This window comes from Arthrobacter sp. 05T442 (assembly GCF_056395945.1).
Genome location: NZ_JBFTKM010000004.1, coordinates 102,277 through 120,981 on the forward strand (window position 1 = coordinate 102,277; position 18,705 = coordinate 120,981).

General features: G+C 67.9%; 17 protein-coding genes. 11 read left to right on the forward strand and 6 right to left on the reverse strand.

The genetic code is table 11. The features are described from left to right. Window positions 1–8 precede the first annotated feature (8 nt). Window positions 9–1,292 (reverse strand): branched-chain amino acid ABC transporter permease, encoded by a 1,284-nt coding sequence (locus tag AC1DES_RS06520; RefSeq protein ID WP_476894874.1) that lies wholly within the window; start codon window positions 1,290–1,292, stop codon window positions 9–11. Window positions 1,293–1,852: 560 nt separating this feature from the next. Here AC1DES_RS06520 and AC1DES_RS06525 point away from each other — a divergent pair. After that, entirely contained in the window at window positions 1,853–2,812 is a 960-nt protein-coding gene (locus AC1DES_RS06525; RefSeq protein WP_476894875.1) for a Bax inhibitor-1/YccA family protein, read from the forward strand. A gap of 115 nt (window positions 2,813–2,927) precedes the next feature. Here AC1DES_RS06525 and galK read toward each other — a convergent pair whose 3' ends face one another. After that, window positions 2,928–4,088 carry a galactokinase gene (gene galK / locus AC1DES_RS06530; RefSeq protein WP_476894876.1) on the reverse strand — a complete coding sequence of 387 codons (1,161 nt, stop codon included), beginning with the start codon at window positions 4,086–4,088 and terminating at the stop codon, window positions 2,928–2,930. A gap of 76 nt (window positions 4,089–4,164) precedes the next feature. On the opposite strand from galK, the gene AC1DES_RS06535 reads away from it, so the two are divergent. The 4 genes from AC1DES_RS06535 (at window position 4,165) to AC1DES_RS06550 (ending at window position 8,435) form a co-directional block, all read left to right on the forward strand. Continuing rightward, complete coding sequence (locus AC1DES_RS06535) at window positions 4,165–5,133, forward strand: aldose 1-epimerase family protein (protein WP_476894877.1); 969 nt, start codon at window positions 4,165–4,167, stop codon at window positions 5,131–5,133. Window positions 5,134–5,261: 128 nt separating this feature from the next. After that, window positions 5,262–6,551 carry an AI-2E family transporter gene (locus AC1DES_RS06540; RefSeq protein WP_476894878.1) on the forward strand — a complete coding sequence of 430 codons (1,290 nt, stop codon included), beginning with the start codon at window positions 5,262–5,264 and terminating at the stop codon, window positions 6,549–6,551. Between the two features lie 22 nt (window positions 6,552–6,573). Beyond that, the gene (gene ilvA, locus AC1DES_RS06545; protein ID WP_476894879.1) at window positions 6,574–7,812 is read left to right on the forward strand and encodes a threonine ammonia-lyase; all 1,239 of its coding nucleotides are present in this window, start codon (window positions 6,574–6,576) and stop codon (window positions 7,810–7,812) included. 5 nt (window positions 7,813–7,817) lie between these two features. Then, window positions 7,818–8,435, forward strand: coding sequence for a rhomboid family intramembrane serine protease (locus AC1DES_RS06550; RefSeq protein WP_476894880.1), 618 nt, complete (start codon window positions 7,818–7,820; stop codon window positions 8,433–8,435). Window positions 8,436–8,560: 125 nt separating this feature from the next. On the opposite strand, the gene greA is transcribed toward AC1DES_RS06550, so the two are convergent. Next, a complete protein-coding gene (greA, locus tag AC1DES_RS06555) occupies window positions 8,561–9,055 on the reverse strand; it encodes a transcription elongation factor GreA (protein ID WP_476894881.1) in 495 nt (164 codons plus the stop codon). 177 nt (window positions 9,056–9,232) lie between these two features. After that, window positions 9,233–9,685 carry a DUF4307 domain-containing protein gene (locus AC1DES_RS06560; RefSeq protein ID WP_476894882.1) on the reverse strand — a complete coding sequence of 151 codons (453 nt, stop codon included), beginning with the start codon at window positions 9,683–9,685 and terminating at the stop codon, window positions 9,233–9,235. A gap of 130 nt (window positions 9,686–9,815) precedes the next feature. Between AC1DES_RS06560 and mca the strand changes: the two genes are divergently transcribed. The 4 genes from mca to AC1DES_RS06580 all read left to right on the forward strand — a co-directional run bounded on the left by mca (window position 9,816) and on the right by AC1DES_RS06580 (window position 14,161). Beyond that, complete coding sequence (gene mca, locus AC1DES_RS06565) at window positions 9,816–10,721, forward strand: mycothiol conjugate amidase Mca (protein WP_476894883.1); 906 nt, start codon at window positions 9,816–9,818, stop codon at window positions 10,719–10,721. A 158-nt stretch (window positions 10,722–10,879) separates the two neighbouring features. After that, the gene (locus tag AC1DES_RS06570; RefSeq protein ID WP_476894884.1) at window positions 10,880–11,215 is read left to right on the forward strand and encodes a hypothetical protein; all 336 of its coding nucleotides are present in this window, start codon (window positions 10,880–10,882) and stop codon (window positions 11,213–11,215) included. Continuing rightward, window positions 11,193–13,499, forward strand: a complete 2,307-nt coding sequence (locus AC1DES_RS06575) for a thioredoxin domain-containing protein (protein ID WP_476894885.1) — start codon at window positions 11,193–11,195, stop codon at window positions 13,497–13,499. The genes AC1DES_RS06570 and AC1DES_RS06575 overlap by 23 nt, the downstream gene beginning before the upstream one ends. After that, window positions 13,496–14,161, forward strand: coding sequence for an HAD family hydrolase (locus AC1DES_RS06580; protein ID WP_476894886.1), 666 nt, complete (start codon window positions 13,496–13,498; stop codon window positions 14,159–14,161). Before AC1DES_RS06575 ends, AC1DES_RS06580 begins: the two co-directional genes overlap by 4 nt. Before the next feature lie 71 nt (window positions 14,162–14,232). Here the strand turns inward: AC1DES_RS06580 and trhA are convergent, their stop codons facing one another. Beyond that, window positions 14,233–14,895, reverse strand: a complete 663-nt coding sequence (trhA, locus tag AC1DES_RS06585; RefSeq protein ID WP_476894996.1) for a PAQR family membrane homeostasis protein TrhA — start codon at window positions 14,893–14,895, stop codon at window positions 14,233–14,235. A 213-nt stretch (window positions 14,896–15,108) separates the two neighbouring features. Between trhA and AC1DES_RS06590 the strand changes: the two genes are divergently transcribed. Beyond that, a complete protein-coding gene (locus AC1DES_RS06590) occupies window positions 15,109–15,870 on the forward strand; it encodes an isoprenyl transferase (protein ID WP_476894997.1) in 762 nt (253 codons plus the stop codon). Window positions 15,871–16,103: 233 nt separating this feature from the next. Further along, window positions 16,104–17,546: a PhoH family protein gene (locus tag AC1DES_RS06595; RefSeq protein WP_476894887.1), complete on the forward strand. Its 1,443-nt coding sequence runs from the start codon at window positions 16,104–16,106 to the stop codon at window positions 17,544–17,546. Between the two features lie 477 nt (window positions 17,547–18,023). Here the strand turns inward: AC1DES_RS06595 and AC1DES_RS06600 are convergent, their stop codons facing one another. Beyond that, the gene (locus AC1DES_RS06600; RefSeq protein WP_476894888.1) at window positions 18,024–18,674 is read right to left on the reverse strand and encodes a GNAT family N-acetyltransferase; all 651 of its coding nucleotides are present in this window, start codon (window positions 18,672–18,674) and stop codon (window positions 18,024–18,026) included. Window positions 18,675–18,705 lie beyond the last annotated feature (31 nt).

The window sequence follows — 18,705 nt, forward strand, 5'->3', positions numbered from 1 at the left end:
GCTATCTCCTAACCCACGCGCTCGCGGCGGCCCAAAATGCCCTGGGGACGGAACAAGAGGACAACAATCATGATGAACAGCGCTCCCACATATTTGAGGTCGGCGGCGAGGCCGAACACGGTGGTCAGCTCCACGAAGATGCCGACGATGACGGATCCGATCAGGGCGCCGAAGACCGTGCCGAGGCCGCCCAGGGTGACGCCGGCGAAGATGAGCAGCAGGATCTGCGAGCCCATGTCGAACGTGACGCCGGGACGGTAGTACGCCCACAGGATGCCGCCGAGGGAGGCCAGCATGCCGCCGGTGATCCACACGATCCGGATGACGGAGTCGACGTCGATGCCGGAGGCGGCGGCCAGGGCCGGGTTGTCAGCCACCGCGCGGGTGGCCTTGCCCAGGCGGGTCTTGAGCAGGACGATGCCGATCAGGGCGATGACGACCGCGCTGATCACAAGCGACCAGAGGTTGTTGGGCGAGATCGATACCGGCCCGATCTGGATTTCCGCGCTCTGCGCGAACGGCAGTTGCTGGGTGGCGCCCCCGAAGTAGAACTGGATCACGTAGCGGACGGCCAGTGCGAGGCCGATACTGACGATCATCATCGGGACCAGGCCCGTTCCGCGGCGCCGCAGCGGCTTCCACAGGCCGGCGTCCTGGACGTAGCCGAACAGTCCTCCGCCGAGCAGGGCCAGCACGATGGCGAGCCAGAAGGGCAGGTGCATGGCGTTGAACGCGAAGACAAGAACGGCACCCAGGGTGACCATCTCGCCGTGGGCGAAGTTGGTCAGGCCGGTCGTGCCGAAGATCAGCGACAACCCCACGGAGGCGAGGGCGAGCAGCAGCCCGAAGCTCAGGCCGGCCACGAGCCGGTTGAGCAGGTTCTGGCCGAAGTCCTGCTGCTGGATTACGATGCCTTTGCCGAAGGCGAAGATCACCGAGAGGTTGGAGGTCTGGCTGAACGTGACCTTACGGGGATTTTCCTGGCCCTCGGCAAGCTTGATTCCTTGCGGAAGCGTGGATTCATCCAGCTTGACCTCGTACGTTCCCTGCGTGGGGACGCCGATGGTCCATGAACCGTTGGCAGCCGATTTGGCGGTTCCGGTGAAGTCCCCGCTTTTGGCGGTGATGGTCACGTCAGCGATCGGGGCGCGGTCGTCGCCGCGCAGGAAGCCGCTGATGCTGTTCGCGAACTGGGTGCTCGACGGGGATGGTGTCGGCGACGGGGTCGTGGCCTGGGATGCCGGGGCGACGACGAGCAGGAGCGCGGCGACGGTGGCGAATACAGCCCCCACAGCTTTCGCCAGTCTGCCGCGCCGTCTCGGCGACGGGCCTCTCGGTGTGCTTCTCAAATTGAAAACCTCCACGTGGGGATGGTCTGGGTTGCGCCTTTGCAACCGCTGCGAACGGTCAGGGGACGAGGGGTGTTGCGATGCGGTGGAGCGAAAAGCTTGTGATGTTCGTCACCCTGTGTGGCCCATGTTACAGCCCGGGACGGGCAAAGAATGCCGCTGCGAGCAGGGAGAACGTCGCGATCGCGTAACAACCGCGTGACCTGCGGCGCACCGCGCCTGCCCTTGGCTGGGAAAACTTTTGTTGATCCCGGGTGTTCCCAAACTCTCAGCCGCTGCAGGGGCCGGCCGCAGGACTGCGACAGCGCTCCAGCAGCCAGCTGCGGCGCGCGTTCCGGGCGGGAATCCGCCGCCCGGCAGATCACGGTTGCGTTGCGGCCGGTCCCGGGCAGGAACCATCTCCGCCTCCGGACCGTGGGAGTTGATAGCGTGAGAGTACTGATCGCTCCTCAATCGCTATCCAGAGGTCATCACCCACCCCCTATATATGGAGGACACCCGCAATGGCACATGGCGGAAACCCGATCTTCAACGGAAGGAATTTCCGTGGAGCCACCCAGGCACCGCCTGCCCGGCAGGCCGGGTTCGGGCAGGTCCCGTACGGCCAGAACACCTACGGCCAGGGGCCGTTCGGCCCCGGACAGTCCGGCCAGTTCCCGGGCCGCGCTCCCGGCCAGGTGATGGACGGCCAGGGCGGCTGGGCGGCACCGCAGCAGGGGATGACCCAGGAGCAGCTCCAGGAGATGTACAACCGGCCGGCCGCCGGCCCGGCTGACACCGGCCGTATGACTTTCGACGACGTTATCGTCAAGACCGCAGCCTGCCTCGGCGTACTCATGGCGGGCGCGGCCGTGACGTTGGTCGTCGCGCAGGGCCTGGCCATGATGCTGATGCTCGTGGGCGCACTGGGCGGCTTTGTCCTCGCCATGGTCAACACCTTCAAGAAGCAGCCCTCGCCGGTGTTGATCCTGGCGTACGCCGCGCTCGAGGGCCTGTTCCTCGGCGGGCTGACCCGGATCCTGGATGGCCTGTACCCGGGCGTCGGCCTTCAGGCGGTCATCGGCACGCTCTCCGTCTTTGCCGTCACCCTCGTCCTCTTCAAGAGCGGCAAGGTGCGCGCCTCGCCCAAGGCCATGCGTTTCTTCATGATCGCCCTGATCGGCTACGCCGTCTTCGCCCTCATCAACATGGTCATGATGTGGACCGGCGCCGTCGATTCGCCGTTCGGCCTGCGCACCAGCGTGCACATTTTCGGCATTCCGCTGGGCGTCTTCATCGGCCTGCTGGCGATCGGCCTGGCTGCGTTCTCCCTCATCATGGACTTCACCAGCATCGAGGCCGGCGTCCGCAACGGAGCCCCGCAGCGGTTCTCCTGGACCGCCGCCTTCGGCCTCACGGTCACCCTGGTGTGGCTCTACGTCGAGATCATCCGGCTGCTTGCGATCCTTCGCGGCGACGACTGAGCCGGCCGAGCCGCAACTGACAACGTCCGGGACACTCCGGAAGGCGAGGGCCCTGCCGAAGGCGGGGCCCTTTTCTGTGCGCCCGGTTCCGGGTGCAGCCCGGCCTGGGCCCGGGCTATGCCAGCCGCATGGCTCCCGCCGCGGGGCGGACGCTGAAGATCTCGGGCGCGGCGTACCCGGCGGCGGCGAAGGCGCGCCCGACGCCGGAGCGCACCTGCTGTTCCGCGCCCACCGGGGCCAGGGCGATCGCGGAGCCGCCGAAACCGCCGCCGGTCATCCGCGCCCCGACGGCCCCGGCCGACCGGGCGCTGTCCACCGCCAGGTCCAGTTCAGGGCAGGAGATCTCGAAATCGTCCCGCATCGAGGCGTGGGAGGCATCGAGCAGGGGGCCGATGGCGCCCGGGCCGGAGGCCTCGAGGAGTTCCACTGTCTGGAGCACGCGGTCGTTTTCCGTGACGACGTGACGGACCCGGCGGAAGGTCACCGGGTCCAGGAGGCCGCTGGCCTCTTCGAGGTCTTCCATTCCGACGTCGCGCAGGGCGGCCACGCCGAGGACTTCGGCGCCGAGCTCGCACGATTCCCGCCGGGAGGCGTAGCCGCCGTTGGCGTGGGAGTGGGAGACCTTGGTGTCGATCACCAGCAGCACCAGCCCGGCGCCCTCGGCGTCGAACGGCACGAGTCGGATGCTGTGGTCCCTGCAGTCGAGGAAGACCGCGTGGCCGGCCGTGGCGCGCAGCGACGCGGACTGGTCCATGATGCCCGTGGGGGCGCCGACGAAGTCGTTCTCGGCCCGCTGCGTGGCCAGGACCATGTCCCGGGCGCCAAGTCCGGCCGCCGTGAGGTCGTTCAGTGCCGAAATGACGGCGCACTCAATCGCATGGGAAGAGGACAGGCCGGCGCCGCGGGGCACGTCGGAGTCCAGGAGGAGGTCCAGGCCCGGGACATGGAGGCCGCGCTGCTGCAGCGCCCAAACGACGCCGAGCGGATATTTGGTCCATCCCCGGGCGGTTGCCCGGTCCAGGGACGCGGCATCCGCCGTCGTCAGCCCCTGGTTGCCGAACGTGGACAGGAGACGGAGGGTCGTATCCGGCCGGACACGGACCGCCACGCGGGCGGTCCGGTCGATGGCGAACGGGAGAACGAAGCCTTCGTTGTAGTCAGTGTGCTCGCCGATCAGGTTGACCCGGCCCGGCGCCTGCCAGACGCCGTCGGGCGCGGCGCCGAAGACGCCCGCAAATTTGGCGGCCAGTTCCTTGGTGCCCAGGGGGATGGTCATGCCGGGCGTCCTGCGCTGATGCGGTTCATGGGTCCAAGGTATACGGCTTGCGGCGCGGGTCTGTACGGTGGTGCCCATGGATGCCAGCTCTTTCCCTTCCCCCGACCCCGGTCCCGGCGCCTCCGAGCGGCGCTACGCGTCCGGCCGGCAGTACGAGTTACGGCGCGGTGACGCGCTCGCCGTCGTCACCGGGCTGGCCGCCGGCCTCCGTTGGTACAGCCGCGGCGGCACTCAGCTGACCGAGAGCTATGGCGATGCGGAAATCCCGCCCGGCGCCACCGGGATCACCCTGGCTCCGTGGGCCAACCGGGTCGAGGACGGCATCTGGTACCTGAACGGCAAGAAACAGCAGCTCGACATCACCGAAGTCTCCCGGAACAACGCCAGCCACGGGCTCCTGCGCAACACGGGCTACGAACTCGTGGACGAAGACGAATTCTCGGTCACCCTCGAAGCGGCCGTTTTCCCCCAGCACGGCTATCCGTTCCTGCTGCGCCACCGGGTCCGGTACGAACTGGCCGAGGATCTGGGGCTGGACGTGCGGCAGACCCTCATCAACGATTCCCAGGATGCTGCCCCGTTCGTGCTCGGCTCCCACCCTTACCTGCGCCTGGGCGAAGTGCCCAGCGAAGATCTCACAGTCACCGTCGGGGCCGGTACCCGGCTCGTGACAGACACCCGGCTCATCCCGCGGAGCAGCGAACCGGTCAGCGGCGACTTCGACCTGCGTGGCGGCCGGACGGTCCGCGGGCTCGACATCGACTCCGCATACACGGACCTGCAGTTTGACGGCGGCGTGTCCCGGCACACGCTGAGCTCAGCGGACGGCCGGAGCGTGAGCCTCTGGCAGGACGAGAACTGCACCTACGTTCACGTCTTTGTCACGACGAAGTTCCCGGGCCGGCCCAAGGCGGTGGCGATCGAGCCCATGACCGGACCCGCCAATGCCTTCAACAGCGGCGACGGCCTCCGCTGGCTGCCGCCGGGGGAGCAGTTCTCCATCAACTGGGGGATCAGCGCTTCCCTGGCCGGCCGGGACAGCTAGCTGGACTGACCCGGCAACCGATTGGATTCCCATTCGCCTGCCGGGCCGGGCCCGGCCGGCCCCGGCTGGACCGGCCTATCCGCGCCGGCCGGTTTCCCATTGTGTCGCCGCTGCGGAATTATGGGCCCATGACGCCAGCTGAGGACGCCACGCCCACCCGCCCCGATGTCTCCGCCCGCCCGAGCGGCCGGACGGACCGGGAGCTGGACCAGGACATTCCCTACGGCGTGCGCATCGCGGCGTCCTGGGCCTGGCGGATCGGGCTCATCCTGGTGGTGGGCGGCGCGCTGCTGTGGCTGCTGGGCAGGGTCAGCTTCCTCATCATCCCTGTCATGGTGGCCGCCCTCCTGGCGGGACTCCTCAGCCCCGTGACGCAGTGGATGAGGCGCCGGCGGGTACCGAACGGGCCCGCCGTCGCACTGACCGTGCTTGGCTTCATTGGCGTGATTGCCGGCGCGCTGGCGCTTGTGGGCCGGCAGCTTACCGCCGGGTTCGGCGAGCTGTGGTCCCAAGCGCTCACCGGGGTCCAGCAGGTGCAGGCGTGGCTGTCCGAGGGCCCGCTGCACCTGACCGCTGACCAGATCGATAAGTACATCCAGGACGGCACCGCGGCGCTGCAGAACAACAGCAGCAGCATCCTCAGCGGGGCACTGACCTTCGGGAGCACGGCCGGCCACTTCGCCGCCGGGCTGGTCCTGGCCTTGTTCGTGCTGATCTTCTTCCTGCTCGAAGGTGACAGGATCTGGGCTTTCATCGTCCGGCTCCTGCCCCGCAAGGCGCGGCTCGCGGCCGACGGCGCCGGACGCCGCGGGTGGACCTCGATGGTCAGCTACGCGCGGATCCAGATGTTCGTGGCGTTTGTGGACGCGCTCGGAATCGGCGCCGGCGCCGCCATCATCGGTGTACCGCTCGCCCTGCCGCTCGGTGTCCTTGTCTTCATCGGTTCCTTCATCCCGGTCGTCGGCGCCCTCGTGACCGGCGCGGTCGCGGTGCTCCTGGCGCTCGTCGCCAACGGTCCCGTCAGTGCCCTGATCATGCTGGCGATCGTGCTGGCCGTCCAGCAGCTGGAAAGCCACATCCTGCAACCGCTCGTCATGGGAAGGGCCGTCGCCCTGCATCCCGTGGCCGTGATCCTGTCCGTCGCGGCGGGCTCCTACCTGGCCGGAATCCCGGGTGCCCTCTTCTCGGTCCCGCTCCTCGCCGTAGCAAACTCGTCGATTCGCTACATTGCCGCCAGAACGTGGGAACATGATGAAGTGCTGGCAACCGCGGGCCAAAGCACTCCTGCGCCTGGGGAGACCGGCACTGACACCACCTTCCAGGACGTCCACCTGCCGGATGGAACCCCCGGCCGCGCGGGCGCCGCACCCACCAGCGGTGTCCCGGGCAGCGATGCCGGACGGGACACCGGAGCCTGATCCTTCAGAAGGAGAACAGTTCGTGAATACGATCGAGAGCCTGCCCGTCACGCTGGACGATGTCCTGGAGGCGCAGAAGCTGCTCGACGGGATTATTACGCGGACGCCTGTCGAATCCTCCCGCGCCCTGGGCAGCATGGTCGGCGGCGAGGTCTTCCTCAAATGCGAAAACCTGCAACGCGCCGGCTCCTTCAAGGTCCGCGGCGCCTATGTCCGGATGGCGAAACTCTCCGACTCGGAGAAGCGGCGCGGCGTCGTCGCGGCATCGGCCGGCAACCACGCCCAGGGTGTGGCCGTCGCGGCGAAGAGCCTTGGCATCAAGGCCCGCATCTACATGCCGCTGGGCGTTGCCTTGCCCAAGCTCGCCGCGACCCGCAGCCACGGCGCCGAGGTGGTGCTGCACGGGCACAATGTCGACGAAGCCCTTGCCGAGGCCAAACGCTACGCCGATGAAACCGGCGCCGTCTTTGTCCATCCGTTCGACGACGTCGACGTCGTCGCCGGCCAGGGCACCGTCGGGCTGGAGATCCTCGAACAAGTCCCCGACGTCGACACCATCCTGATGGGTGTCGGTGGCGGCGGGCTGCTGGCCGGCGTCGCCGTGGCCGTCAAGGCCCGGGCCAAGGAACTCGGCCGCGAAATCCGCATCATCGGTGTGCAGGCCGAAAACGCGGCTGCCTACCCGCCGTCGCTCGCCGCCGACGCCCTGGTCCCGCTCAAGCGCGTCTCCACGATGGCGGACGGCATTGCCGTCGGCCGGCCCGGGCAGCTGCCCTTCAGCATCATCCGCGAACTGGTCGACGACGTCGTTACCGTCAGCGAAGACGCCCTGGCCCGGGCGCTGATCTTCCTGCTCGAACGCGCCAAGATGGTGGTCGAACCCGCCGGTGCCGTCGGCGTGGCGGCGCTCATGGAAGGCAAGATCGAGAACCCGGGAACCGTTGCGGTGGTCCTCTCCGGCGGCAACATCGACCCCATGCTGATGCTCAAAGTCATCCAGCGGGGCCTCTCCGCCGCGGGCCGCTACATGACGGTCCGGATGATGCTCGATGACCGCCCGGGCTCGCTGGCCACGATCGCCCGGATCATCGCCGAAAACGACGCCAACGTCACCGGGCTGGACCACACCCGGGTCGGCGGTTCCATCAGCATGGGCGACGTCTCCATCACAGTGAACCTGGAAACCAAAGGCCACGAGCACTGCGAGCAGGTCCTCGCCGCCCTCCGGGCCGAGGGCTTCCAGCCGATCGTGGTGCACTAGCGGCCGTGGTGCTGGACGCGCCCCGCGACGGACGTCCCGGCACGGGCGGCACGACGGCTGCCCGTGCCCGCGGGGGACTGGTGGTGGTGGGCACTTTCGTGGCGCTGCTCTACGTGATCGAGATCGTCAACACGCTCATGTTCCATGCGCTGAACGGCATGTTCGGCCTGCGTCCGCGCCGCCTCGACGGGATCCTCGACATCCTGACTTTCCCGCTGCTGCATGCCAGCCTGGCCCATTTGGCCTCCAACACACTGCCGCTGTTAATCTTCGGGTTCCTCGTGCTCCTGTCCGGGCTGAGGATCTTTGTCATTGCCCTGGCCACAAGCTGGCTCGGGTCCGGGGTGGCGGTGTGGCTGATCGGGGTAAACATCACCGTGGGCGCTTCCGGGCTGGTGTTCGGGCTCTTCGCCTTCCTGCTGGTACGCGGCTTCGTGAACCGGAGCTGGCGGCAGATCCTGCTGTCCGTGGTGCTGTTCCTGGCCTACGGCGGCATCCTCTTCGGCATGCTGCCGGCGGTGGCAAGCTTCGTGTCCTGGCAGGCGCACCTGGGCGGTGCGATCGGCGGTGTCCTCGCGGCCCTGTTCCTCAGCACCCGGCGGGCCCGGGCACTGCACCCATAGCGCCCGGCGGCCCGGGTCGCTGCGCCCATAGCGCCGGGCTGCCCACCTCCCGCCGAAAACGACAAACGACGCCGGCCCTCCCGCGAGGGGGAGGGCCGGCGTCGTAAGTTACGTCCGGGCCGGTGCTAGCCGGCGTAAGGCTTGGCGGACATGATCTCGACCGTGATGTCCTTGCCGTTCGGGGCGGTGTAGCTGAGCTTGTCGCCCTCCTTGTGGCCGACGATGGCCGCTCCCAGGGGGGACTTTTCGCTGAAGACATCCAGGTCCGAGTCTCCGGCGATCTCGCGGGAGCCGAGCAGGAACGTCTCTTCGTCGCCGGCGATCTTGGCCACCACGATCATGCCGGGCTCCACGATGCCGTCGTCTGCCGGGGCCTCGCCCACGTGGGCGTCGCGGAGCAGTGCGGTGAGCTGGCGGATGCGGGCCTCGATCTTGCCCTGTTCCTCCTTGGCGGCGTGGTAGCCGCCGTTCTCCTTGAGGTCGCCCTCCTGGCGCGCAGCTTCGATCTTCTGGACGATATCCGCCCGGCCGGGGCCGGAAAGGTGGTCCAGCTCTGCCTTCAGGCGGTCAAAAGCTTCCTGGGTAAGCCAAGCTGCAGTTGCGCTGTTGGTGGTAGACACGGACTTCTCCTTTTGGTGGTCATACAAGCAAAGACCCCGCCACGGTGGCCACTTTTATGACTCAGTAACCAGCTCAGCGGGGGAAAGGTATTGATCCATTGTAGTCAATCCTGTGGATAAACCAAAGAACACTGCGGCGTGGATCACACCGTGTTACACCGGGCCCTGGGTGCCGGGCTACTTGGCGGTGTCGGGAATCCAGCAGTTGTCCACGACGCCGGAAACGGCTTGGGACTCCGTATGGAGCACCGCCCGGTGGCTGGTGGTGCGTCCGCCGTCCTGGCCGGCGTCGGACCCGTTGGGCCCGATGTCGACGACTTTCCAGCCGACTATGGCGAACTTTGCGTCCAGGGCCTTGACCGCGCACTTGGCGTCCGCGGCCGGATCCTTCGTGACCTGGAAGTCGATTTGCGTCAGGGTGGCGTCCGGGGTGCTGTAGCCGATGTCCTTGGAGCTGACACTGGCCGTTGCCGACGACGTCGAGACCCACGCCAGCAGTGCGATGCCGACCGCGAGGGCGGCAATGAGGATGTTGCGTTTGGCTTTGCGGGTCAGTGCAGGCTTTTGACCGCCGTAACGATTGGCTAGGCTGGTAGATGCCGGCGCGGCAGGCTGATCCTCGGAAGTCACCACTCCAGTTTAGTGTGGATCAGGCGCGGAATTATCCGCGCCGACGGTCAGCCCCGCGGAGGCAGCGCCAGATCCGCCCGTCCAGACTCGTACAGCAAACACGTACAGCAGAAAGAGGAGCCGTCCCACGATGACAGCGTCCCCCAACCCGTCAGCACCGCTTCGACTGTTGGCTGTTCATGCTCATCCCGACGACGAATCCAGCAAGGGCGCCGCCACGATGGCCATGTACGCCGCCGCGGGCGTGGACGTCCTCGTGGCCACGTGCACGGACGGTTCCCGCGGCGACATCCAGAACCCTGCGATGGAGCACCAGCCGCACCCCAAACGCGACATGGCAGGCGCCCGCCGGCTGGAAATGGACAACGCGGCCAAGGTCCTTGGCGTGCGCCAGCGCTGGCTGGGATTCGTCGACTCGGGGTTGCCCGAAGGCGATCCCCTGCCGCCGCTTCCTGCCGGTTCCTTCGCCGTGCAGCCCCTGGAACGGGCCGCCGCACCCCTGGTCCGGTTGGTCCGGTCCTTCAAGCCGCAGGTGATCTTGAGCTACGACGAGAACGGCGGTTATCCGCACCCGGACCACATCATGGCGCACCGGGTGGCCGTTGAAGCCTTCGAAGCTGCCGGCGATCCCGCCCGGTACCAGGGCACCGGCGAAGCCTGGCAGCCCAGCAAGCTGTATTACGACCGTGCCTTCAGCCCCGACCGCTTCCGCGCGCTCCACTTCGCACTGGAGGAAGCCGGCCTGCAGTCCCCGTACGCCGAGCGCCTGGCAGCTTGGCTTGAGGCGGACGCGGAGGGGCACACGCCACCAGCACCGACGCACCCCACCACCACCCAGATCGATAGCGGCGACTTCTTTGAAGCCCGCGACGATGCGCTGAGGTCGCACCGCACGCAGGTGGATCCGGAAGGCTTCTTCTTCGCGGTGTCCCCAGCCATGCAGCGCCGGGTCTGGCCTTGGGAGGACTACTCCCTCATCCAGTCCCGGATCCCTACGGAACTCCCCGAGAAGGATCTCTTTGCCGGGCTAAGATAGTCCAGACAGGGCGTTTCTATGTCGTGTAGAAGCCTCCCGGCAGAAGACCTCCACAGAAATCCCTTCACAAAGCGCCACCAGAAGTAGCCCTGCCGTCGACCCCACACGTCGATCCTCGCAACCGGGGCCCGCATCAGTTCCCACAGAAGGTTCCCACCGTGCATTCCTTGCTCATCGCCCTGGCAACATCCCCGGCGCCGACCCCGACGCCGTCGCTGCGGCCAGGACTGTCCGAAGACCAGGTCACGCCGGGCCTTCTGGGCTTCGTACTGACCGCCTTCATCGTGATCCTGACAGCACTCCTGATCGTGGACATGGTCCGGCGTATCCGCCGGGTCCGGTACCGTGCCCAGGTGGAAGAAGAGCGCGGGGCCGCTGATGTGGCCGGGACCGACGCCGGCACCGAGGACAGCGCCGAGGGGACCGCGCGTCCTGCCGGCGGTGGCGCACCCCGTCCGGAAGCCAACGGCGATGCGGGACCCGGAACCCGCTAGGCGCGGTCCCTTCGGGGACTTCCCCGGGGCAGCCAACGCACTGGCGGGGGAACCCTCTGCCTATCTCCGGCAGCATGCCCACAACCCCGTCCACTGGCGCCCGTTCGGGGACGAGGCCTTCGCCGCTGCCGCCGCACGGGACGTTCCGGTCTTCGTTTCGATCGGCTATGCGGCCTGTCACTGGTGCCACGTGATGGCCCACGAATCGTTCGAGGACCAGGGCACGGCCGATTACCTGAACGCCAACTTCGTCGCCGTCAAAGTGGACAGGGAAGAGCGCCCGGACGTCGACGCCGTCTACATGGCCGCCACCCAGGCGATCAGCGGCGAAGGCGGCTGGCCGATGTCCGTCTTCCTGCTGCCCGACGGACGCGCGTTCCACGCCGGCACCTACTTCCCGCCGCGGCCCATGCCAGGAAGGCCCTCCTTCCGCCAGGTCCTGGAGGCCGTGCGCGAGGCCTGGGAGGACCGCCGCGGAGCAGTCGAAGCGAACGCCGACAGGCTCGCCCGTGGCCTTGCCGCGGCTGCGTCCGCTGCGGCCGTGCACCTGGACGGGCCACCGGAACCCGTCGACGCCGCACTGCTCGAGGAGGCCGTGCGCGCGCTGGCACGGTCCGAAGACCCGGCCGGCGGCGGCTTTGGGGCCGCGCCGAAATTCCCGCCCTCGGCGGTCCTGGAATTCCTCATCCGGCACGCAGCTGCTGGGTCAAAGGCCGTGGCCCCGGACACTGCGACCACTGGCACGGTGACCGCTGGTACTGCAACCACTGGCACTAGGGCCCCGGGCACGGCGGAGGCCGCCCGCGACATGGCGGGTCGCACTCTCGCGGCAATGTCCCGCTCGGCACTTTTCGACCAGCTCGACGGCGGCTTTGCCCGCTATTCGGTGACCCGGGACTGGTCCGTGCCGCACTTCGAGAAAATGCTCTACGACAACGCGCAACTGCTGCGCGTCTACGTCCACTGGGTCCGGCTTGGCGGCACGGCGGAGTACCCGGCGGAGGAAGCCGCTGAGGTCGCCGGACGTACTGCCGACTGGCTGCTTGCCTCGCTGGGGCTGACGGCGGACCCGGCATCCCGCGCGGGCCAGGTCGGCCGGACGGACGCTGCACGTCAGCCGGACGCCGGGCCTGATGCCCTCGCCTCGTCCCTGGACGCCGACACCGTGGTGGATGGCGTCAGCTCCGAAGGAGCCAGCTACCTGTGGACCCCCGGAGAGCTCGCGCGCCTGCTGGGGCCCGCGGACGGCCCCGCGGTGGCACGGCTCATGAACGTGCAGGCCGCAGGCACCGTCTCCGCCGACGGATCCCCCATGCACCCGGGCCGGACGCTCAGTGATGCGGAAGCTGCACTCTGGCGCAGGGTGCGGCCCGTACTCCTCGAAGCCCGTGCCGCACGGCCGCAGCCTGCCCGCGATGACAAGGTCGTAGCCGGCTGGAACGGGCTGGCCTTAGCTGCGCTGGCCGAAGCTGCCGCCGTGCTGGAGCGGCCGGACCTGCTGGCTGCCGCTGAACGGATTGCCGAATACCTGGAGCGCGTGCACTGGCAGCCGGGTTCCGGTCCGGAACCCGGGACACTCGTGCGGGTGTCCCATGCCGGAGTGGCTCGGGGGATCGGGGGGTTGCTGGAGGACTACGCCTTCTGCGCCGAAGGGCTGCTTTCGCTCTACGCCGTTTCCGCGCGCACACGCTGGTACCTGCTGGCCGAGGCCGTCGTGCAGGCGGCCTGCGGACGGTTCGTGACCGAAGGAGTCCTGAGGGACACGGAGGGCGCGTCGGCGCAGGTGTTCAATGCCCAGGGCGGGCGTGCCTCCCTTGACCCCTTCGATAACGCCGCCCCCAGCGGCGCCGCAGCCTTCGCAGGCGTGCTGCTGGCGTACTCGGCCCTCTCCGGCTCCAGCGAACACCGCGCCCTGGCCGGCAACATTTTCGCCGTGCTGCCGCCCCTGGCAGTCCGCGCACCCCGGGTGGCAGGCTGGCTGCTCGCCACGGCGCAGGCGGCACTCGCCGGCCCGGTGGAAGCCGCCGTCGTTGGCGCGGACACACCGCAGCGCGCTGCACTGCACCGGGAACTGCTGCTGTCTCCGAGCCCCGGGCTCGTGATTGCGGTCCAGGACGCGGCCCTCCGGGAGGACACCGGGCTGACGCAGGTGCCGCTCCTGCGCGGGCGCGAGGCAGCTCCGGACGGAACTGCGCTGGTCTACCTGTGCCGCGGCATGGTCTGCGATCTTCCGGTGGGTTCTGCCGCGAAAATGCGCGAACGCCTCGCTACCATGGCGGAATGACTTTCCGGGGCGGCTTCGAACTCGTGGTGTTCGACTGTGACGGCGTCCTCGTCGATTCCGAGGTGATCGCCGTGCGGGTGGACCAGCTGGTGCTCGCGGACCTGGGCTGGGAGCTCGAACTGGAAGAAATCGTGGAACGCTTCGTGGGCAAGAGCGAGGCGAATTTCATCGCCACGGTCGAACAGCAACTGGGGATCGAGCTGGCCGAGGGCTGGGACGGCAAATACGAGCCGTGGTACCGGCAGGCGTTCGAGCGTGACCTCGTGGCCGTCGACGGCATCGTGGAAGCCCTGGACCGGCTCGGGCTTCCGCACTGCGTTGCCTCAAGCGGCAGCCACGCGAAGATGCAGCGGACCCTCGGGCAGACCGGACTGCTGGACCGGTTCGAAGGGCGGATCTTCAGCGCCACGGAAGTGCCGAACGGCAAGCCGGCGCCGGACCTGTTTTTGCACGCGGCGGACCGGCTCGGCACTCACCCGGCGCGGTGCGCCGTCATCGAGGACAGCGCCTACGGTGTTCAGGCGGCGCGGGCGGCCGGGATGCACGTCTTCGCCTATGCCGGCGGGGTAACCCCGGCCGGGCGGCTGTCTGGCCCGGGTACCACCGTGTTCCACGACATGCGGGACCTGCCGGAGCTCATTGCCGCCGGACGTCCCGGCTGACCCTCCCTCCCGGCGTCGCTGTCTCAAAGGTTGGGAGAATCCGCACGGGCAGCCGCACTATGCCGGCAGGCTCAGCCCAGGACAGCGATGGCAATCGCGATGAAGTGCGCTGCGAAGGCCAGGACCGTAAACGCGTGGAACAGTTCATGGAAACCGAAGTGCTTGTAACTGAAGTTCGGTTTCTTCAGGGCATAGAAGACCGCACCGGCGATGTAAAGCGCGCCGCCGACGCAGATCAGCACGGCAGCGGGAACACTCGCGGCGAAGAAGTCCGGCAGGTAGAACAGTGCCCCGCATCCCAGGGCAATGTAGATCGGCACGTAGAGCAGGCGCGGCGCATGGGTCCAGAGCACCCGGAAGAGCACTCCCAGGATGGCCCCGCACCAGATCACCCACAACAGCAGGACGGCCTTGGGCCGCTCCAGGAGCGCCCAGGCGAGGGGCGTATAGCTGCCGGCGATGACCAGCATGATGTTCGTGTGGTCCAGCCGCTTCAGCACGACCTTCACGCGCGGCGACCAGTTCCCGCGGTGGTAGACGGCGCTCACGCCGAACAGCAGCACCCCGGTCAGGCCGTAGATGGCGGAGGCGAGCTTTAGGTCCGGCGTCGGGGCCAGGATTACAAGCACCAGGCCGGCCGCCAAAGCGAGCGGCGCCGTCACGGTATGGATCCAGCCGCGCCACTTGGGCTTGATCATCAGGAGTTCGGCGATCCGGACCGCGGCATCGTCCATCGCTCGGTTTCCACGGGCCGTGGGCTGCTCCGGCCGGGGCTCAGGAGTGTTGCTTTCCATTCCGCCATAATAACCTACGCTCCGGTAGGTTACTCAGGAGTAACAAGCGACCCTACTAGAATCGTTCCAGCCGTGCACGTGCTCCGCCCTCCGGCAGGTAGCCTAGGATCTGCACTGCGCAAAGTACCTCAAGGAAGCCAGGTGAATCTCCGGATGGAATTGCCCGGATTCCTCTACGGCTTCTACGAGCGCAGGATCCAGCGCTCCCTGGACCCTGCGCGCATCCCGCGTCATATCGGCGTCATGGTGGATGGCAACCGGCGCTGGGCCCGCCAGTTCAACGCCCCCACAAGCCAGGGGCACCAGGCCGGCGCCGACAAAATCCACGAGTTCCTCGGCTGGTGCCAGGAGCTCGGCGTCAAGGTCGTCACGCTCTACATGCTCTCCACGGACAACATGAACCGCTCGGGGGAGGAGCTCGATCTCCTCATGGGCATCATCGCCAACACCCTGGACCGGCTGGACGACGACGCCAACATTTCGGTGCACGCCATGGGCGCCCCGGAACTGCTGCCGGACTATCTGGCCGAGCGGCTGAACAAGCTCACCGCCCGCACACCTGCCCGGGAGAAGATCCACGTGAATGTCGCCGTCGGCTACGGGGGACGGCGCGAGATCGTCGACGCCGTCCGGGAACTGCTGCACGACGCCGTCGCCCGCGGCTCGGACATCGGGAAGCTGGCTGACGAGCTCACCGTGGATGACATCTCCAGGTTCCTCTACACGCGTGGCCAGCCCGATCCGGACCTCGTGATCCGCACCTCGGGGGAGCAGCGGCTGTCCGGGTTCCTGATGTGGCAAAGCGCCTACAGCGAGTTCTACTTCTGCGAGGCCCTCTGGCCTGCGTTCCGCAAAGTGGACTTCCTGCGCGCCCTGCGTGACTATGCGGGCAGGCAGCGCCGGTTCGGCGCCTGAGCCGTTCACGCGGAGTTCACGGTGAGGTAACAAGAATCGCCGGAAAATGGGCCCGGAATGTGGCGTCGGAGGCTTACGCTAATCCCATCGGCAGGCAATTCGCCGGCCGATCGGGGAGGCCAGTACTATGGAGCGGATTTTCGCACCGGATGTATGGGAGGCCGCGTCCGGCCTCCAGGCCGAGCCGCCTCACCAATAACAATTCCGGGCACTGCCCCGGGGCTGGAGTCGATGTGGCTATTTCTGAGCAACTGCCCGACGTCATTTCCGACCAGGGACAGAAAGCTACCTCTCGCGCCAAGCGAGCCACCTCAAAGACCGGTGCAGCACGAACAGATGCTGTGGCCGGTCTTGCTGTTTCCGGGGAAGGAACAGGGAACCGGGGCGCGGCCCGCAGCTTCGTGATCGATACCTCCGTGCTGCTCTCCGATCCGCGGGCCATCCTGCGCTTCGCCGAGCACGAGGTCATCCTGCCGATTGTCGTCATCACCGAGCTCGAAGGAAAGCGCCACGACCCGGAGCTGGGTTACTTCGCGCGCAGGGCCCTGCGGCTGCTCGATGACCTGCGTCTTGAGCACGGCGGCCTGGACCGTCCCATCCCGCTGGGCCGCGACGGCGGCACGCTCACGGTGGAGCTGAACCACATTTCCGCCGAGGTGCTGCCTGCGGGCTTCCGCGGGGCGGACAACGACAGCCGCATCCTCGCGGTCGCCAAGAACCTGGCCAACGAGGGCCGCGACGTGACGGTGGTGTCCAAGGACCTGCCGATGCGCGTCAAGGCCTCGGCCATGGGGCTGTTGGCCGACGAGTACCGCAACGAACTCGTGAAGGATTCGGGCTGGACCGGCATGGCCGAGATCGATGCCGGCGAGGACGAGGTGGCGACCCTCTACGGCCACGAGCCGGTCTTCATCCCCGCGGCTGCGGAGATGCCGACCAACACCGGGCTGGTGCTGCTGTCCAGCCGCGGTTCGGCACTCGGGCGGGTGGGCGCGGACAAGCAGGTCCGCCTCGTCAGGGGCGACCGCGACGTCTTCGGCCTCCACGGCCGTTCGGCGGAGCAGCGACTTGCGATCGACCTCCTCATGGACCCGTCGGTGGGCATCGTGTCCCTCGGCGGACGCGCCGGTACCGGCAAGTCCGCCCTGGCCCTGTGCGCCGGTCTTGAGGCCGTCCTGGAGCGCCGCGAGCACCGCAAGGTGATCGTCTTCCGCCCGCTCTATGCGGTGGGCGGGCAGGAACTGGGCTACCTGCCCGGATCCGAGGCGGAGAAGATGAACCCGTGGGCCCAGGCGGTGTTCGACACCCTGGGTGCGCTCGTCAGCCAGGAAGTCGTCGAGGAAGTGATGGACCGCGGCATGCTTGAAGTCATGCCGCTGACCCACATCCGGGGACGGTCGCTGCATGATGCGTTCGTGATCGTGGACGAGGCACAGTCCCTCGAGAAGAACGTCCTGCTCACCGTGATGAGCCGGATCGGTCAGAACTCCAAGATCGTCCTGACCCACGACGTCGCCCAGCGCGACAACCTGCGGGTCGGACGGCACGACGGCGTCGCCGCCGTTGTCGAGACGCTCAAGGGCCACCCGCTCTTCGGCCACATCACCCTGACGCGGTCCGAGCGCTCGCCGATCGCGGCACTGGTGACGGAACTGCTGGAGGGCGCGGAGATCTAGGCTCATTCCGCGAAGGGCCGTGGCTGGGTTCGCCGGGCCGCGGCCCTTCGCCGTTGTTGGGTTTGCCGTGGTTGCGTTCGCCGGGCCACGGCCTTTCGCCGTCGCTTAGCGCAGAGGTCCCTTCCCAAGGCTCGCAAGCTCGCCTCGGGGCCCGCGGGACGCTGCTTGCGACGCATGGGACCCGCTGCGGTCGCTGGGCGACCTCCGGGGTCCGATGCGACGCGATGCGCTCCTTTACGAAAGACCGCGTCCCGGCAGGTTTGTCCTTCACGTTGCGAAAGTCCGCGTCCCGGCTGGCGAGCGTCCCACCTTACGATAGTCCGCGTCCCGGCTGGTGAGCCTCTCATCGTCGCGGGGCTGCGGTGTCCCGCAAAGGAGCGCATCGCCGACCAAAGCGAAGCGAAGGTCGCCCAGCGACCGCAGCGCAGCGACGGGAGGTGTCTAAGCGACGGCGGGACGCCGCGGCCACGCCTCGGGTTACTTTTGAATGCCCAGGAACTTTGCGGTGGCTTCGTGGCCTTCCACCTGCAGGTTCCAGTCGGGGCGCTTGAAGGATCGCGTGGTGAGACGGACCTTCTGGACTTCCTGGAGTTCGCCGCCCCAGGCGGCCCGGGTCACGCCGTTCAGCTCGTAACCGAGGGCGCGGGAAACGCCGAGGGACTGCTGGTTCCAGGCCGCGGCCTCGGATTCGGCAACCTCGGCGCCGAGCCAGCCAAAGGCATACAGGGCGACGGCGGCCCGCATCTCCTTGCCGAAGCCTTGGCCTTGGGCGCTCTTGCGGAGCCAGGATCCTGTGCTGACCGTCTTGAGGGTCGCGAAGTCCTTGCCCTCGATGTCCTGGCAGCCGATGAATTCGCCCTCGTGCCAGATCGCCAGCAGCAGGGTCCATTCCTGCGGCGACATGTTCGCCCGGCACCGCCAGTACCACTGCGCCATGTTTGCGCCGAGCTCATCGGCGGGGGCCTCGGTCCACGGGTTGCTGAAGGGGCTGCGCCCGGGCTCGTGGATGCCGCTCAGGGCCGCCTGCACGGCGGACGGAATCTCCTCGTCACGGATCGGCCGGAGGGTGAGGCGGGGCGTGGTCAGCGTGAGGCCGAAGGGCGGCCAAAAAGGGACGGGCGCAGTCATTTCGGAAGCCTAGCCGCGGGCGCCCCGGACC

Bases quoted from the DNA above. Each gene is read 5' to 3' on its own strand.
- AC1DES_RS06535 (WP_476894877.1), top strand. From the start codon at position 4,165: ATGGATGCCAGCTCTTTCCCTTCCCCCGACCCCGGTCCCGGCGCCTCC.
- AC1DES_RS06575 (WP_476894885.1), top strand. From the start codon at position 11,193: ATGCGGGACCCGGAACCCGCTAGGCGCGGTCCCTTCGGGGACTTCCCC.
- AC1DES_RS06600 (WP_476894888.1), bottom strand. From the start codon at position 18,674: ATGACTGCGCCCGTCCCTTTTTGGCCGCCCTTCGGCCTCACGCTGACC.
- AC1DES_RS06540 (WP_476894878.1), top strand. From the start codon at position 5,262: ATGACGCCAGCTGAGGACGCCACGCCCACCCGCCCCGATGTCTCCGCC.
- trhA (WP_476894996.1), bottom strand. From the start codon at position 14,895: ATGGACGATGCCGCGGTCCGGATCGCCGAACTCCTGATGATCAAGCCC.
- AC1DES_RS06590 (WP_476894997.1), top strand. From the start codon at position 15,109: ATGGAATTGCCCGGATTCCTCTACGGCTTCTACGAGCGCAGGATCCAG.
- mca (WP_476894883.1), top strand. From the start codon at position 9,816: ATGACAGCGTCCCCCAACCCGTCAGCACCGCTTCGACTGTTGGCTGTT.
- galK (WP_476894876.1), bottom strand. From the start codon at position 4,088: ATGACCATCCCCCTGGGCACCAAGGAACTGGCCGCCAAATTTGCGGGC.
- AC1DES_RS06525 (WP_476894875.1), top strand. From the start codon at position 1,853: ATGGCACATGGCGGAAACCCGATCTTCAACGGAAGGAATTTCCGTGGA.
- AC1DES_RS06580 (WP_476894886.1), top strand. From the start codon at position 13,496: ATGACTTTCCGGGGCGGCTTCGAACTCGTGGTGTTCGACTGTGACGGC.